At 70.3% G+C, this 15,561-nt stretch carries 13 protein-coding genes, 1 tRNA gene and 5 pseudogenes; 10 read left to right on the forward strand and 9 right to left on the reverse strand.

Features of this window, described 5'->3' with window-relative positions:
- Positions 1-372: 372 nt before the first annotated feature.
- From ACSYGN_RS05825 to ACSYGN_RS05840, 4 genes are all read left to right on the forward strand, one after another.
- Positions 373-1,161, forward strand: a complete 789-nt coding sequence (locus ACSYGN_RS05825) for a TIGR01458 family HAD-type hydrolase (protein ID WP_460392528.1) — start codon at positions 373-375, stop codon at positions 1,159-1,161.
- A gap of 324 nt (positions 1,162-1,485) precedes the next feature.
- Positions 1,486-1,968, forward strand: a complete 483-nt coding sequence (locus ACSYGN_RS05830) for a Dps family protein (protein ID WP_460392530.1) — start codon at positions 1,486-1,488, stop codon at positions 1,966-1,968.
- A gap of 58 nt (positions 1,969-2,026) precedes the next feature.
- Complete coding sequence (locus ACSYGN_RS05835) at positions 2,027-2,251, forward strand: DUF3140 domain-containing protein (protein ID WP_460392532.1); 225 nt, start codon at positions 2,027-2,029, stop codon at positions 2,249-2,251.
- On the forward strand, positions 2,248-2,895 hold the full coding sequence (locus ACSYGN_RS05840; protein WP_460392534.1) for an HhH-GDP family DNA glycosylase: 648 nt from the start codon (positions 2,248-2,250) through the stop codon (positions 2,893-2,895). Before ACSYGN_RS05835 ends, ACSYGN_RS05840 begins: the two co-directional genes overlap by 4 nt.
- A gap of 372 nt (positions 2,896-3,267) precedes the next feature.
- On the opposite strand, the gene ACSYGN_RS05845 is transcribed toward ACSYGN_RS05840, so the two are convergent.
- Entirely contained in the window at positions 3,268-4,173 is a 906-nt protein-coding gene (locus ACSYGN_RS05845) for an AraC family transcriptional regulator (RefSeq protein WP_460392536.1), read from the reverse strand.
- Between the two features lie 145 nt (positions 4,174-4,318).
- Here ACSYGN_RS05845 and ACSYGN_RS05850 point away from each other — a divergent pair, with 145 nt between their 5' ends.
- The 3 genes and pseudogenes from ACSYGN_RS05850 to ACSYGN_RS05860 form a co-directional block, all read left to right on the forward strand.
- Positions 4,319-4,636, forward strand: coding sequence for a putative quinol monooxygenase (locus tag ACSYGN_RS05850; RefSeq protein ID WP_460392538.1), 318 nt, complete (start codon positions 4,319-4,321; stop codon positions 4,634-4,636).
- Positions 4,637-4,735: 99 nt separating this feature from the next.
- Entirely contained in the window at positions 4,736-5,704 is a 969-nt protein-coding gene (locus ACSYGN_RS05855) for an alpha/beta hydrolase (protein ID WP_460392540.1), read from the forward strand.
- Positions 5,705-5,757: 53 nt separating this feature from the next.
- Positions 5,758-5,883, forward strand: a pseudogene (locus tag ACSYGN_RS05860) (SDR family NAD(P)-dependent oxidoreductase); the annotation flags it as partial.
- Here ACSYGN_RS05860 and ACSYGN_RS05865 read toward each other — a convergent pair.
- From ACSYGN_RS05865 to ACSYGN_RS05890, 6 genes and pseudogenes are all read right to left on the reverse strand, one after another.
- Complete coding sequence (locus ACSYGN_RS05865) at positions 5,850-6,293, reverse strand: thioredoxin family protein (protein WP_460392541.1); 444 nt, start codon at positions 6,291-6,293, stop codon at positions 5,850-5,852. The pseudogene ACSYGN_RS05860 and the gene ACSYGN_RS05865 sit on opposite strands and share 34 nt — an antisense overlap.
- Positions 6,290-8,925: pseudogene (clpB, locus tag ACSYGN_RS05870) on the reverse strand (ATP-dependent chaperone ClpB). The gene ACSYGN_RS05865 and the pseudogene clpB overlap by 4 nt, the downstream one beginning before the upstream one ends.
- Entirely contained in the window at positions 8,916-9,323 is a 408-nt protein-coding gene (locus tag ACSYGN_RS05875) for a chaperone modulator CbpM (RefSeq protein WP_460392543.1), read from the reverse strand. The pseudogene clpB and the gene ACSYGN_RS05875 overlap by 10 nt, the downstream one beginning before the upstream one ends.
- On the reverse strand, positions 9,320-10,273 hold the full coding sequence (locus ACSYGN_RS05880) for a DnaJ C-terminal domain-containing protein (protein ID WP_460392545.1): 954 nt from the start codon (positions 10,271-10,273) through the stop codon (positions 9,320-9,322). The genes ACSYGN_RS05875 and ACSYGN_RS05880 overlap by 4 nt, the downstream gene beginning before the upstream one ends.
- Positions 10,274-10,279: 6 nt before the next feature.
- Complete coding sequence (locus tag ACSYGN_RS05885) at positions 10,280-10,891, reverse strand: nucleotide exchange factor GrpE (protein ID WP_460392547.1); 612 nt, start codon at positions 10,889-10,891, stop codon at positions 10,280-10,282.
- A gap of 8 nt (positions 10,892-10,899) precedes the next feature.
- Positions 10,900-11,616, reverse strand: a pseudogene (locus ACSYGN_RS05890) (Hsp70 family protein); the annotation flags it as partial.
- Between ACSYGN_RS05890 and ACSYGN_RS05895 the strand changes: the two are divergent.
- Positions 11,616-12,800 (forward strand): annotated as a pseudogene (locus ACSYGN_RS05895) (PucR family transcriptional regulator); the annotation flags it as partial. The pseudogenes ACSYGN_RS05890 and ACSYGN_RS05895 overlap by 1 nt on opposite strands.
- Positions 12,801-13,297: 497 nt before the next feature.
- On the opposite strand, the gene ACSYGN_RS05900 reads toward ACSYGN_RS05895, so the two are convergent.
- Positions 13,298-14,023 carry a glycoside hydrolase family 11 protein gene (locus tag ACSYGN_RS05900; protein ID WP_460392549.1) on the reverse strand — a complete coding sequence of 242 codons (726 nt, stop codon included), beginning with the start codon at positions 14,021-14,023 and terminating at the stop codon, positions 13,298-13,300.
- A gap of 430 nt (positions 14,024-14,453) precedes the next feature.
- Here ACSYGN_RS05900 and ACSYGN_RS05905 point away from each other — a divergent pair.
- Positions 14,454-14,531: pseudogene (locus ACSYGN_RS05905) on the forward strand (integrase); the annotation flags it as partial.
- Between the two features lie 192 nt (positions 14,532-14,723).
- Here ACSYGN_RS05905 and ACSYGN_RS05910 read toward each other — a convergent pair.
- Positions 14,724-14,797, reverse strand: a tRNA-Pro gene (locus ACSYGN_RS05910).
- 180 nt (positions 14,798-14,977) lie between these two features.
- On the opposite strand from ACSYGN_RS05910, the gene ACSYGN_RS05915 reads away from it, so the two are divergent.
- Positions 14,978-15,481 (forward strand): DUF309 domain-containing protein, encoded by a 504-nt coding sequence (locus ACSYGN_RS05915; protein WP_460392551.1) that lies wholly within the window; start codon positions 14,978-14,980, stop codon positions 15,479-15,481.
- Positions 15,482-15,561 lie beyond the last annotated feature (80 nt).

Below are 15,561 nucleotides of genomic sequence, written 5' to 3' on the forward strand. Positions count from 1 at the left end.
TGATCTGCGGGCACGAGGTCTTCGAGGACGCCTGGAAGTACGGACCCGAGACCGAATGCGCCTCCGTGGCGCGGGCTGGCTCAGCTCGCCTTGGGGCGGCCTACCATGGGGCCCTGGGGGGCGTCACGGGCGGGGCCCGGCTGCTGCGCCGGGGGCGGCGCGGCCGAGGAGCGGGCGTCGGAGGCCGGGCGGGCCAACGGGTCCGGGAGGGATCTTCCCGGGGTCGTGGCCTGAGCGCGGCGGATGGTGCGACCCCGAGATCAAGTCCCGCAGGAACGCGCCGGTGCCGGCGGCCGCGCATGATCGGAAGAACCCTCAGGGGGACCGACCCGTCCGCGGGCATGTGCCCGGGCGGCCCGTTATCGTCCCCTCATGGGTACTGTGCGTGCGGTCCTCATCGACATCGACGGAGTCCTCACCGTCTCCTGGAAGCCGCTCCCGGGCGCGGTCGAGGCGCTGCAGGCCGTACGGGAGGCCGGGCTCGGGGTCGCCCTCGTGACGAACACGACGTCCCGGACGTGCGCGTCGATCGCCACGACGCTCCAGGAGGCGGGATTCCCGGTCACCGCCGAGGAAATTCTCACCGCGCCCGCGGTCACCGCGGCGCACCTCGCCGAGAAGTACCCCGGGGCGCGGTGTGCGCTGCTGAACAGCGGGGACGTACGGGAGGACCTGGACGGCGTGACGCTGGTCGACGAGGACGCCGAGGACGCCGACGTGGTGATCGTCGGCGGGGCGGGGCCCGAGTTCGGGTACAAGGCGCTGAACCGGGCGTTCGCACTGGTGCAGCGGGGCGCGCGGCTGGTGGCGATGCACCGCAATCTGTACTGGCGCACCGACCACGGGCTGCAACTGGACACGGGTGCCTTCCTCACCGGGCTCGAAGCGGCCTCACGGGTCGAGGCCGAGGTGACCGGGAAGCCGTCGCCGGCGTTCTTCGCGGCGGCGCTGGGGCGGCTCGGGGTGGGCGCGGACGACGCCTGGATGGTGGGCGACGACGTGGAATCGGACGTCCTGGCGGCTCAGCAGGCGGGAATGACCGGCGTGTTGGTGCGGACCGGCAAATTCCTGTCGGAGACGCTGCGGGCGGCGAGCGGCACGCCCGACCATGTGATCGACTCGTTCGCGGATCTGCCGGAGCTGCTGGGGCTGACGAAGTGACAGGTGGTCAGCAGAGGAGCGGCTGGAGGCCGCACACCACCGTCGCCGCGACCACCACTTGCCCAAGAGTCGCTGGTTAATCCGGTTCACAACCCATGCGCTGGGGGGAGAGAGGGCACCGGGCACGATGAACACGGTTGGTGCGGCGTCAACAGCCGAGAGCGGCCGTCGATCAGGCCGAGTCCCGAGACGAACGGCACCGTCGACACGTTCCCCATAAGGAAGAAGAACGCCGATGAACAGCGAGTTTGCACCGGTTCGCTCCGGGCACCCGAACCGTCTGACAGACCGCGTGACCAGCCATGTGACAAGGAGAGGCACGCCATGACCGTAGTGAAGAGTCCGCTTCCGGAAGCGGCCCGTCAGGTCACATTCGAGGCTTTGCAGAGCTCGCTCGTGGATCTCATAGGGCTCTCCTTGATCGGGAAGCAGGCGCACTGGACCGTCGTGGGTCCCCGGTTCCGCTCCATCCACCTCCAACTGGACGAGGTGGTCGCGGTGGCCCGGTCGTACGCCGACGCGGTTGCCGAGCGTGCCGCGGCACTCGGCATGCCGCCGGACGGCCGGCCCGAGACGGTCGCCTCCGCGCCGGCACTGCCCGGCCCGAAGGACGGCTGGCTGCGGGACTCGGACGTCGTGCAGATCCTCGTCGACCACCTGGACGCGGCGATCCGGCGGCTGCGCGAGCGGATCGACGCGACCGAGAAACATGACGTCGTCACTCAGGACCTGCTCATCGGCGTCACCCGCGACCTGGAGAAGCAGCGCTGGATGTTCGAGGCAGAGAACGTCCCGCACGACGGCTGAGGAATCACGGCGACCCGCCCGGAGAGAACAGAACGGGTCGGCAGAGGAGGGGCACCCCATGAGCGACGCCCTTGGCGATGCGCTGTGGGACGACTCCCACCGCGTGGTGAACATGGCCTCGAGGGAGTTCGCCGCCTGGCCGCGGGTCCGTGACGCCGACGAGGACACGGAACTGCTGCCTGAGCACGCGGGCACACCGACCGGGCAGCAAGTGCCGGCCATCCTGCAGCCCCGTCGGCGCCACCGGCTGATGATCATCGGCCACGACCCGCTCAAGCCATGACCGGCCAGAAGGACGTCCTGCGCGCGCTCCTCGACGCACAAGGGCGGACATACGCCGAGGAGGCCGGGATCCCACTGAAGGACACCCCGCAGCCGCTGTACCGGCTGCTGGTCCTGGCCGTGCTGCTCAGTGCCCGCATCCGCGCCTCGGTCGCCGTCGCCGCGGCCCGCGAGCTGTCCGCGGCGGGCCTGAAGGACCCGAAGCGGATGGCGGACGCCGGCTGGCAGGCACGGGTGGACGCGTTGGGCCGGGGCGGCTACCGGCGCTACGACGAACGCACCGCAACCCAACTCGGCGAGGGCGCCGAACTCCTGACGGAACATTGGCACGGAGACCTCCGTCGGCTGCACGCCGAGGCGGCAGGCGACGTGTCCCAGCTGCGGCGCCTGCTGCAGGACGTCCCCGGACTGGGGCCCGCAGGCGCAGATATCTTCCTGCGCGAGGCCCAGCAAGTCTGGCCGGACATCGCCCCTTACCTGGACCGCAAGGCCCTTTCGGGAGCGGAACGCCTCGGCCTGCCGACCGGGCCGGACCGCCTGCTGGAACTGGCCGGCGACACCGAACCGGCGGTGCTGGCTGCCGCGTTGGTCCGGGCGGCGCTGGACAAGCAGGTAGTGGAGGAAAGCCGCCACCGGGCCGCGTGAGCGTGCGGGCGTATCAGGCGGCGAGCCTGCGACGCGGACCCCGTCCGAGACCGACAGGATCAGGCCCGGGTGTGCGGGTAGATCCCGGAGAGGCCGGGCCCGCTCCGGCACGGCGGCGACCAGCCGCCCGACCAGGTGGGCCGAACTCCGGGTTCAGGGAGGCCGTCCGGAGCGGGCTGCGCAGGAACTCACGGGCGAAAAGCACTGTTTCACTCATGCTGTGACCCTTGCGATGTGGTGGGATCCGCGGGCGGACAGGCAATTCCTGCTCCGCGGGAGAACGGGTGACCCCATTGAACCGCCCTGACCTGGGGAAACCGTAGAACGATTTTCGCTTCCCTTTGCACGATTCTCCTCCGCAATCCAGCCGGCTCAGGGAAGGACACCTGCGGGGGTGCGCACGCTGTGACGCAAACGGGCGGCGTCCTGACTGGGGGGCGCGCCGAACTGGCGGCGGTATTCCCGGCTGAACTGTGACGGGTTGTCATAACCGACGCGGTGACCGACTCCGGTGACGTCGCCCGGGTGGGTGGCGAGCAGCAGCCGGGCCTCCTGCAGCCGGATCTGCTTCTGGAACTGGATGGGGCTCATCGCGGTCACCGCCTGGAAGTTGCGGTAGAAGGCGGAGACGCTCATGCCGGACAGCCGCGCCACGTCCTCGACCCGGAAGGGCTGCGCGTAGTGCTCGCGGATCCAGCGCACGGCCCGGGAGACGTGGCTGAGGCTGCTGTCGGCCAGGCCGAGCTGGCGAACCGTCGCACCTTGCTCGCCGGTGATCAGGCGCCACAGGATCTCGCGCTTGACCAGCGGGGCCAGTACAGCCCGGTCGCGGGGCTCGTCCAGCAGGCGCAGCAGCCGGACAACCGCGTCGAGCAACGGGGCCGAAGCGTCGCTGACGGCGATCCCCGAGGGTGTGCCTCCGCCGGAGCGAGGAGTGTCTCCGGGCCCGGCCTGCAGCAGCAATTCGGCGACGGCGGACGGTTCCAGCACAAGACCGAACCCCAGCGCCGGCTGCTCGGGGTCGGCCTGGGTGAACTGTCCGGTGACGGGCAGGTCGACGGATGCGACCAGGTACTGCCCTGGGCCGTACTCGTACACCCGCTCACCCAGGGCGAGTCGTTTGGTGCCCTGGGCGATGACCGCCAACACCGTGCCGGACATCGAGGGCGCCGGCGGATCCGCCCGGTCGACCTTCGAGATGAGGACGCAGTCGATGGCAGTGGTCCAGTCGGGCTGGGCGTGCCGGGCCAGCAGGGTGCGGAGCTCTTCGAGGTGCATGCGTCCATTGCAGCACCACTCCGTGTCGCACTTCTCATGACCGAGAGGATCGTGCAAGGACAAGGGAGCATCGTTCTAACGTTTTCGCAGGTCAGGCCGATTGAATGGAATCACCGCACTCCACCACCGCTGGAAGAAGGCATCCGTGATCGCCAACTATGGCTTCCAGGCCACCCTGACCGCCAGGCCCGGAATGGGCGACCGTCTGGTCGACCTGCTGCTGGCCGGCCTGCACGAGGGCAGCCCCGGCGCGAGCGAACACTGCATCGTCTACCTGATCTCCCGTTCAGCGTCCGACCCCGACGTCGTCCACGTCACCGAGGGCTGGACCAGCGAAGAGGACCACCACCGGATCTTCGCCGGTGAGGCCGCACAGGCCATCGTGGCGCGGATCGACGGACTGCTGGCCAAGGAGTCCCAGTACACCGACTACGTGCCGGTACGCGGAAAGGCCACCTTCTGACCCGCCGATCGATCCCCTGGTCCGTCCTGCGCCTCGGTCTCTGCCGAGCGGCTCTCTCCTCGCCCGACCGTCCGCCACCACCCCACGAAAGGCACCACCATGACCGCGGCGCGACCTGCCCTTGACCCCGAACTGCGTGAGCTGCTCGCCGACATGCCTCTCATGTCCCAGCTCAGTCCAGAAGTACTCGCGCAACTGCGCCGACTCCCGTCGACGCCGATTGAGTCCCTCCTCGCCCACCGGCACGTCGACCGGCGCGAAGTCACCGTGCCCGCCAAGGACGGTGCCTCCATCCCTCTGTCGGTCTTCAGCCCCGCGAACACCGATCGCACCACCGCCGCACCCTGCGTCTACTGGATGCACGGCGGCGGGATGGTCATGGGCGACCGCTTCTCGCAGATCGACATACCGCTGGAGTGGCTCGAAGCCTTCGGCGCGGTCGTGGTCTCCGTGGACTACCGGCTCGCACCTGAGGCCACCGGCACCGCCCTGGTCGAAGACTGCTACCAGGGACTGCTCTGGGTCGCCGAACACTCCGCCGAACTGGGCATCGACCCCGACCGGATCGTCGTCGCGGGGGCCAGCGCGGGCGGCGGCCTCGCCGCCGGCGTCACCCTGCTGACCCGCGACCTCGGCACCCCGGCGATCGCCGCGCAGATGCTGATCTGCCCCATGCTCGACCACCGCAACACCAGCACCTCCAGCCGCCAGTACACCGGCGTCCCCGGCGTGTGGACCGGCGAGATGAACGAGTTCGGCTGGCGCAGCGTCCTCGGCGAACTCGCCGAGGACGAGGTATCCGCGTACATCTCACCCGCGGTGGCCGACGACCTCTCGGGCCTGCCGACCACCTATGTCGACACCGGCTCCGCCGAGGTCTTCCGCGACGAGGACGCCGACTACGCGACCCGCATCTGGGCGGCCGGCGGTCAGGCCGAACTCCACATCTGGGCGGGCGGCTTCCACGGGTTCGACGCGCTGTACCCGCAGGCGCCCATCTCGGTCACGGCCCGCCGGACCCGCACCGACTGGCTCGCCCGAGTCCTGCCCCCGGCCTCCGCCGCATGACGCCGCCGGCCCACTCACGCACACACACGACCGCACCCAGGAGGCGCAGCACCATGAAGGTCGCCATCGTCACGGGCGCCAGCTCCGGCATAGGACAGAGCGCCGCAATCGAGATCGCCAAGCGAGGAACCGGAGTCATCCTGACCTACGGCACCAACCGACAAGGAGGGCTGGAGACGGCCGCCGCCATCGAGAAGGAGGGCGGAACTGCCGTCGCGCTGCGGCTGGACGTGGGTGAGACCGGAACCTTCGTCGGTACCGCCTGGACCTCGAACCGCCGCGCCAGGCGCGGGTTCTTGTCGACGTCGACCTTGACCAGCTTGATCGTTCCTGCGAGATCGGCGGCGACTTCCTCCAGCGCGGGGCTCACCATGCGGCAGGGGCCGCACCAGGTGGCCCACAGGTCCACGACGACGGGCACGGTGGCCTGCTCGACGACCTCGGTGAAGTCGTCGTCGCCCGCGTCAGCCATCCACGGCAGCGGCTGCTTGCAGTTGCCGCACCTGGGGCGGCCCTCGGCGGCAGCCGGCACCCGGTTGGTGCGCCCGCAGTGCGGACAGGTGACGTTGGTGGCCTGCACGGTGCTCATGCCGCCCTCGCTCCCTTCACGTCCTCGGGCTGGTCGTAGGTGACCACCAGTTCTCCGTGCTCGGCGTCGACGCGGACTTTCGAGCCGTCCTGGACGTCGCCGCGCAGCAGGGCGCGCCCGACGAGTGTCTCGACCTCGTGGGAGATGTAACGCCGCAGCGGCCGTGCACCGTAGACCGGGTCGTAGCCCTGGTGGGCGATCACCTCCCTGGCCGCGTCGGTGAGTTCGACGGTGATGCGGCGTTCGGCGAGGCGGCGGCGCAGTTCGTCGAACTGCAGCTCCACGATCCGCTCGATCTGCCGCTCGCCGAGCGGCTTGAACAGCACGATGTCGTCGACGCGGTTGAGGAACTCCGGGCGGAAGTGCCCGCGCAGCTCGCCCATCACCAGGGCGCGGGCGTCGGGCTTGATCTCACCCTCTGCGGTGGCGCCGTCGAGGAGGTGCTCGGAGCCGATGTTGGACGTCATGATGATCACGGTGTTGCGGAAGTCGACCGTGCGGCCCTGAGCGTCGGTGATGCGGCCGTCGTCGAGGATCTGCAGCAGGGTGTTGAAGACATCGGTGTGCGCCTTCTCGATCTCGTCGAACAGCACGACCGAGTACGGCTTGCGGCGTACGGCCTCGGTGAGCTGGCCGCCTTCCTCGTAGCCGACGTATCCGGGTGGTGCGCCCATGAGCCGGCTGACGGTGTGACGCTCCTGGTACTCATGTCGAGGCGGACCATGTTCTCCTCGGAGTCGAACAGGGCCCGGGCGAGGGTCTTGGCCAGCTCGGTCTTCCCGACGCCGGTGGGGCCGAGGAAGATGAACGAGCCGATGGGGCGGTGTGGGTCGCGGATGCCGGAGCGGGCGCGGATGATGGCGTCGGCGACGAGCTGGACGGCCTCGTCCTGGCCGATGACGCGCTCGCGCAGGATTTCGTCGAGGCGCAGCAGTTTCTCGCGTTCGCCCTCCTGGAGACGGGCGACGGGGATGCCGGTCCAAGCGGCGACGATCTCAGCGATTTCCTCCTCGGTGACGACCTCGCGCAGCAGCCGGTTCTGTCCTTGTTTGGCGGCCAGTTGCTCCTCCTCGGCCTTCAGTCGGCGCTCCAGGTCCTGGAGGCGGCCGTAGCGGAGTTCGGCGGCGCGGTTGAGGTCGTCGGCGCGTTCGGCTTCCTCGGCTTCGTGGCGGACCTGCTCCAGTTCCTGGCGCAGGTCCTGCACGCGGCGGATGGCCTGCCGTTCGGCCTCCCACTGGGCGTGTTTGGCGTCGGCCTCGCCGCGCAGGTCGGCCAGTTCCTTGCGCAGTTCCTCCAGGCGGGCTTTGCTGGCGGGGTCGGTCTCCTTGGACAGGGCCGCCTCCTCGATCTCCAGGCGGGTGACGCGGCGGGTGATCTCGTCGAGTTCGGCGGGCATCGAGTCGATCTCGGTGCGCAGCCGGGCGCACGCCTCGTCGACGAGGTCGATGGCCTTGTCGGGCAGGAACCGGTCGGTGATGTAGCGGTGGCTGAGGGTGGCCGCGGAGACCAGCGCGGTGTCCTGGATCTTGACGCCGTGGAAGACCTCGAGGCGTTCGCGCAGTCCGCGCAGGATGGAGATGGTGTCCTCCACGCTGGGCTCGTCGACCAGGACCTGCTGGAAGCGGCGTTCGAGGGCGGCGTCCTTCTCGATGTGCTTGCGGTACTCGTCGAGAGTGGTGGCGCCGATCATGTGGAGTTCGCCGCGGGCGAGCATCGGCTTGAGCATGTTGCCCGCGTCCATGGCCCCTTCGGCGGCGCCCGCGCCGACGACGGTGTGGAGTTCGTCGACGAAGAGCAGGATGCGCCCTTGGGCGCCGTTGACCTCGCTGAGCACGGCCTTGAGGCGTTCCTCGAACTCACCGCGGTACTTGGCGCCGGCGACCAGGGAGCCCATGTCGAGGGCGAACACCGTCTTGTCGCGCAGGCCCTCGGGGACGTCGCCGCGGACGATGCGCTGGGCGAGGCCCTCGACGATGGCGGTCTTGCCGACGCCGGGGTCGCCGATGAGGACGGGGTTGTTCTTGGTCTTGCGGCTGAGGATCTGGGTGACGCGGCGGATCTCGGCGTCCCGGCCGATGACCGGGTCGAGCCTGCCGGCCCTGGCCTCGGCGACGAGATCGCGGCCGTACTTCTCCAGAGCCTCGTAGGCCACTTCGGGGTTGGCGGAGGTGACGCGCTGGTTGCCGCGGACCTGGGTGAGCGCGCTCAGGAACGAATCCCGGGTCACGCCGTGCTCCTTGAGCAGGCGTCCGGCGGCGGTTGAAGAGCCCTCCTCGGCCAGGGCGAGCAGGAGGTGCTCCACGGACACGTACTCGTCCTTGAGGCGTTTGGCCTCCCGTTCGGCGGCATCGAGCAGGCGGGCGAGGCGCTGAGTGACGAAGACCTGGCCGGGTGCCGCGCCGGGACCGGTGACCTTCGGGCGGCGGGAGAGTTCCTCGCGCACGGCAGCGCGCAGCTCCTTCGGCTCGGTGCCGGCCTGTTGCAGCAACCGTGGGATGAGACCGTCCTCCTGATCGAGAAGCGCGAACAGCAGGTGTTCCCCGTCGACCTCGGTCTGCCCCATGCCGACGGCCGCGCTCTGGGCCTCCTGGAGGGCTTCCTGGGACTTCTGGGTGAGACGGTTCATGTCCATGGGGGTGTTTCACTCCTCGTGCCGCGGCCGCGCAGGGCGGCTTCGAGCAGGCTGATGCGGTCGAGCAGGTCGAGCACCAGGCCGATGGATGCGTAGTTGAGGCAGAGTCCGGTGCGCAGCCGCTGGATACGGGCGAGAACCGCCGGGGCCGTGGGGTCGAACACCAGTCGCCCCGCGGAGTCGCGTTCGGCGTCGACCAGGCCGAGGGCGACGAACCGGCGGATCAGATCGGGGTGGAGGCCCGAGCGACGGGCCACGGCGTCCAGCGAGAGCCTGGGGACGGGCATGAGCGCGAACCGGACAGCCGCCGAGGCGGTGATGTCGGCACCCGTTCGTACCGGACGGGCGCCCACGCCGGCCCGGCCGATGCCTCCAGCTCCCGCGGGTCGGTCGTTCATCGCGTCCTCCTGGGGTCGAACGAGGAAGTGGCGGCGAGTTCCTCGAACAGTTCGCGCTCCCGGTCGCCGAGGGCGGGCGGCACCATGACGCGGAGTTCGGCGTACAGGTCGCCGTTCGCGCCTCGCGGGTTCGGCATCCCCTCGCCGCGCAGTCGCAGCCGCCGGCCGCTGGACGAGCCCGCCGGCACCGTGACCTTGGCCGTGCCGCCGCCGGGGGTGGGCACCGGCACGGTGGCGCCCAGGGCCGCTTCCCAGGGGGCGACCGGGACCTGTACGTGTACGTCGCGGCCGTCCAGCCGGAACCGGGGGTGGGGCTGGATACGTACCCGCAGGTACAGGTCGCCCGCGGGGGCGTCACCACTGCCCCGGCCGCCCTCGCCCGACAGCCGGATGCGCTGCCCGTCGGTGACACCCGGTGGCACGTCGACCTCGTACCGCCGCGGCTGCCCCGTGGGACCGGTGAGCGTGACGGTGCGACGGCCGCCTCGGTACGCCTCCTCGACGGTGAGCGGCAGTTCGGCCTCCTGGTCCGCTCCGGGGACGCCGCCTCGGGCGGCGCCGGCTCCGAACATGGAGTCGAGCAGGTCCTCGATGTCGATGCCCTCCGCTCCGAAGTCGTCGCCGAAGCCGGTGGTGTACCGGACACGGGGGCCGCCCGGGCCCGCGGTCCTCCGAGCGCGGAAGCCGCCGCCCGCTCCGGCCGCGACCCGTTCGTCGAAGTCTTCGGGGATCTTGCGGAAGTCCTCGCCGAAGCGGTCGTAACGGGCCCGGGTCTTCGGGTCCGACAGGACGCTGTATGCCTCGTTGAGGTCCTTGAAGCGTTCCTCTGCCTGCGGGTCCTTGTTGACGTCGGGGTGGTACTTGCGGGCGAGCTTGCGATATGCCTGCTGGATCTCGTCCTGGCTCGCGGTCCGCGACACGCCCAGCACCTCGTAGAAGTTCCGTGCCATGACCGGTCACTCCCGCTTCGCGACCGTCACGGCGGCGGGCCTGAGCTGCCGTTCGCCGTCCCCGTAGCCGGGGCGCAGCACCTCGACGACGGTTCCCGGTGGGGCGTCGGGGTCCTGGACGACGCCGACCACCTCGTGCCGGGCCGGGTCGAAGGCGACGCCGGTCTCCGCGTGCCGCGGGTAGCCGAGCAGTTCGAGGACGTTCACCGCCTGGTCGCGGACCGCCCGGACGCCCTCCACGATCGCACCCGGATCGGCGCCGGCATGGGTCAGGGCGAGCTCGAGGTTGTCCAGGACGGGCAGGAAGGCGGCCGCCGTGCGGGAACGCGCGACCGTCCGCTCCCGCTCCAGTTCCCTGGCGTGGCGCTTGCGAAGGTTGTCGAGGTCGGCGAGCGCGCGCCGCCAGCGGTCCTCCAGTTCCTGGATCGCGGTCGTGTACTCGTCCTCGGCAGGCGTGGGGCCGGCGGCGTCGGGTCCCGGTTCGTCGTTCGCCGCTTCCGGCCGGGGCGGCGGGCCCGGTTGCGGCAAATCCCCACGAGGAGGGCGTACGGCGCCTTCCGGGACCGGTTCGACCGGCTCCGACGCGGCCCGGTCGGGTTCCTGGGGGCGGCTGGGCATGGCGCGCCTCACTCCTTGTCGAACTCGGCATCGATGACGTCGTCGTCGCCACCGCCGCTCGAGCCACCGGTCGCGCCGCCCCCGGTCGTGTCCTGGCCGGGACCGCCTGTGGTAGCGGCACCCTGATGGGCCGCCAGCCCGGCGAGCACCTGCTGGAGTTCGGAGGTCAGGGGCCGCACGCGCTCCACACCCGCCTCGTCCGTGACCGCCGCCCGGGCGTCGGACACGAGCATCTCGGCGCGTGCCTTCTCGTGCGCGGGCGCTGCGTCGCCCAGTTCGGCGAGGCGCTTCTCGACCTGGTAGGCGACGGCGTCGAGCTCGTTGCGGGCGTCGACGGCCTCGCGGAGTGCCTGGTCCTGGCCCCGGTTGCGCTCGGCCTCCTGGACCATGCGTTCGACCTCACCGCGGTCCAGGTTGGAGCTCTCGCTGATGGTGATGCCCTGTTCCTTGCCGGTGTCCCGGTCACGTGCCTTGACGTTGAGGATGCCGTTGGCGTCGATGTCGAAGGTGACCTCGATCTGCGGTTCGCCCCGCGGCGCTGGGCGGATGTCGGTGAGCTGGAACCGGCCGAGCACCCGGTTGTCGGCGGCCCGTTCGCGCTCGCCCTGGAGGACGACGATGTCGACGGCGGGCTGGTTGTCCTCGGCGGTGGAGAAGGTTTCGGTGCGGCGGACGGGGATGGTGGTGTTCCGCTCGATGATCTTCGTCATCACGCCACCGCGTGCGGCAGCTGATCTCCGTCGCGGCTGAGCTGGGGTACCAGCGGGCCGTTCACGCGCTCATGGCCGATGTCGCTGCCTCGGGCGGCGGCGAGGAAGCCATCACCCGCGCACTGCACGGACTCACTGGACTCCCCACGCTGGTCGAGGACCGCTTCGGTCGGCTGAGGTCCTGGACCGGCCCCAGCCGCCCCGACCCCTATCCGGAACCGGACCCCGTGCGCCAGGAGGAAATGCTGCACGCCGTCGCCCGGGAGGTCGGGCCGGTGCGGATAAAGGACCGGCTGATCACCCTGGTCCGCCCGCACGGCGAGATCCTGGGCGTGCTGGCCCTGGTCGACGCCCGGAACGAGGCCGACGGGCACACCGTGCTCTCGCTGGAATACGCCGCCACGTCGCTCGCCCTGGAGCTGGAGCACCTGCGCAATCTGGCCGAAGTGGAACTGAGGCTGCACCGCGAGCTGGTCGACGACCTCCTGGCAGGGACGGACGAGGCGAGCGCCTACGCCCGGTCCGAGGCAGTCGGACACGACCTGCACCGCAGTCACTACGTCGTCGTGGTGCAGTGGTCGGACCGGACTGCGGACGATTCCTTCGCGCAGACCGTGGGCCGGGCGGCCTCTGCCGTGGGCATGCGCTCGCTGCTGACCCGACGTTCCGACCACGTGGTCCTGGTCGCCGACGACAGGCCGCACGCCCGCGCGCTGTACGAGGCGCTCGCCCGGGCGACCGGGACACGGTCCGGGACGATCGGGGTGAGCGCCCCTTCCGACTCCCCGGACGACATCCCCCACCGCTACCAGGAGGCGCAGCGTGCCCTGGAAGTGCGCCGCCACTCCCGCGAGCGCTACGGCACGACGTTCTTCGACGAGCTTGGCCTCTACCGCATCCTGGGACCTGGCAACGATTACCGGGAACTGCAGACGTTCGTCCACGAGTGGCTCGGGCAGCTCATCGATTACGACTCTCAGCACCACGCGGCCATGGTGGAGACCCTGTCCCGGTACTTCGACTGCGGCGGCAACTACGACGAGACCGCCGAATCCCTCGCGATCCACCGCAGCACGCTACGCTACCGGCTCCAGCGCATCCGCGACATCAGCGGCAACGACCTCGCGAACGTCGAGGACCGACTGAACCTCCAGGTGGCGACCCGAGTGTGGAAGATCGTGATGGGCGGACACAGCTGATACATCGCTAGAACTACTGTGTGAGCGATACCGGGCGGCAGTTGGCCGGGCTGCGCTGTGACAGCACTGCAGTGGGTGGGTCGCCCTTGTTCGAGCGAATTGCTTCGAACCACCCGGCGCAGCTCCTGCAAGACCACCTGTCAGGCACTGCAGAACCGGGGCCTGGTCACGGTCTCCCGGAAGGCCGGGCAGTGGAGCGTCGCCCTGACGAGTGCAGGCCCTCCCCGTCACAGCCTCGCGTGACGTTCACGGAGCAGCTGACGGCGCGGTGCGCTCCGCCGCACTGCGCGACGAAATGTTGCGCCGTCACCTCCTGCCCGCGACCGGCCACTCCCCCGGCGCTCTACCGGGGTGAGCGCCAGGTCGCGCACCGCCGATCGCTGTGTAGAGGCGCCGGTTGTCGAACCGGTCGGCCCATCTCGCGGTGGCGAGTTCGCCACAGCTGCGGGACCCGCCACGAGGACGGAGCCCGCAGCCGGTTGTCCGTCGGACAGAGGTCAGCCGCTGACCGAGATGTTCGAGCTTCCGCTGCTCTGGTAGCCCTCGGTGGCCATGATCATGTAGTACTTGAACTGGCCCAAGTTCATGCCCGCGCGCGCCCAGGCGTCGAAGTGGTTGCCGGTGGTGATGGTGCCCGAGCCGCTGGTCACCTTCGACTGCCGGACGCTCCAGTACTGGTCGAAGGTGCGGGTGCCCTCGACGGAGGGGGCGTTGTACCGCGTCGTCTTGTAGATGTCGTACGTGCCGCCGTCGCTGGAGACGGTGCCCCTGTACTCGCCGGTGGGCCGGTAGCTGCCCCAGTTGTCCACGATGTAGTACTCCACCAGCGGGTTCGACGTCCAGCCGTAGAGGCAGCCGTAGCCGTTGCCTGACGGGTTGAAGTAGCCGGTGTAGCGGACCGTCCTGCGCCCGCCGGTGTTCCAGCCCTTACCGGCGACGAAGTTGCCGCAGTTGGTCCACCGGGTGCTGTAGCTGCCGCCGCCGTTGAGCGTCATGGAGACGGAGCCGCCGCCGTCGGTCCAGAACGAGTAGTACATGCCGTCGTAGCCGGTCTGGTTGGTGGTGATGGTGGTGGCGGCGTGGGCCGTGCCGGGCAGCAGCAGCCCGGACGCGGTGGCGAGCGCGACGGTGCCTGCGCCGGCGAGGAAGCCTCGTCGGCTCGGGCCGCTGGAAGGAGCTGGGTTCTGCCGGATCTGGTCCTGCCGGCTGCCGTCCTGCTTCATGCGTCCTCCCGATGAAGGCTGGTGGGGCCGGGCGGCTTCTGCTGCCCGCGGCCTTGGCATGGAACACGGCGGGGGTCACCCGTCGTCGTGCCGCAACGACCGATCGCCGTCTCCGGTCACCTGACGCGAAGGGAACGGCGGTCTCCTGTCGCTCGGTGGCCACAGTTTTCATAGAACGCCATGACCCTGTCAACACTTTCGATAATCTTTCGGAAACATTCCCTTAACCCGGAGAGGTCTTGGCGAGTATGTCTTTGCTGGTCAAGCGACCTCTCACGCGAACCGTTGCGAGCGATGGAACGAGAAGAGAAAGGGGCGTAACGCAAGCGCGGGCGCGAGGTTCGAAACTTTCGAAGGCCCCTGGACGCGCCTGTGGCGGCCCCACCGGGAACGACTGCGCGCTGAACGGCCTGCCTGGGTCACCGCGTTCGTGGTCATCTTCGCCGCGTGCACCGCCGCACGGATCGGCGAGGTCTCGGGCTGCCGTGTCGGGGACATCGACACCACCTAGTGGACGGCCGCCGGGGCGGCGCTCTCCGCACACCTCAGCGTGCTCCGCGCACCTCGCTCGGGGCCGAACCCGATCGTCGTGACCCGCTGACCCCGGTCAAGGGCGCCGGTCCCCAACTGGTCCCCAAAAATGATCAAGGGCCGGTTTCGGACACCTCCGAAACCGGCCCTGCCCTGCGACCGTCTCCAGTCGGGACGACAGGATTTGAACCTGCGACCCCTTGACCCCCAGTCAAGTGCGCTACCAAGCTGCGCCACGTCCCGGTGCGCGGCCCGTGGTGATCCGCGAAAGCGCGCGATCAGTACTTTACCGTACGCCCGGCTGGGCACCGCGGCCGGTCGCTGGGCGGTGCAGCCGACGACCGCGCAGCGCAGCCGATGGCCGGTGGACGGTGGACGGTGGCCGGGCGGCGGATGTGACGGTCCGGGCGGGACAATCGGGGTATGGGTGGTGTGATCTCAGGCGGGCGGGACCGGGACGGTGAGGGGCGGGCGCGCAGTGCCCGGCCGAGGGACGGGCTGGGGCGGCCGCTGCCGTACGGCGCACAGGGGGTGGATCGGCAGCCCGAGGGCGTGGTGCGCAGCCCGGCGCAGACGGTCGCCGAGGCGCAGGAACTGCTGGAGCGGGGGCGGCCGTTCCACGCCCACGAGGTGTTCGAGGACGCCTGGAAGTCCGGTCCCGACGACGAGCGGGAGCTGTGGCGGGCCCTCGCTCAGCTTGCGGTGGGGCTCACCCATGCCGCGCGCGGCAACCGCACCGGCGGGGCCCGGCTGCTGCGGCGCGGGGCGGGCGGGGTGGCGGAGTGGGCCGCGGTGAGCGGGCGGGAGCGGCCGTACGGGATGGATCTGGCCGGGCTGGTGGGGTGGGCGGGGGCGCTGGCGGAGCGGGTGGAGCGGGGGGAGGTCGTGGACGCGGTGCGGTGTGCTCCTCGGCTGGGGCGTGTCTGACAATTCGCGTCGGATCAGCGCGCGGCGTCTGGTGCGGTGCATCGCAAGGCGGAGGATCGCCCGCGTACTGGACGTACTCG

This window comes from Streptomyces sp. YIM S03343, from assembly GCF_054729195.1.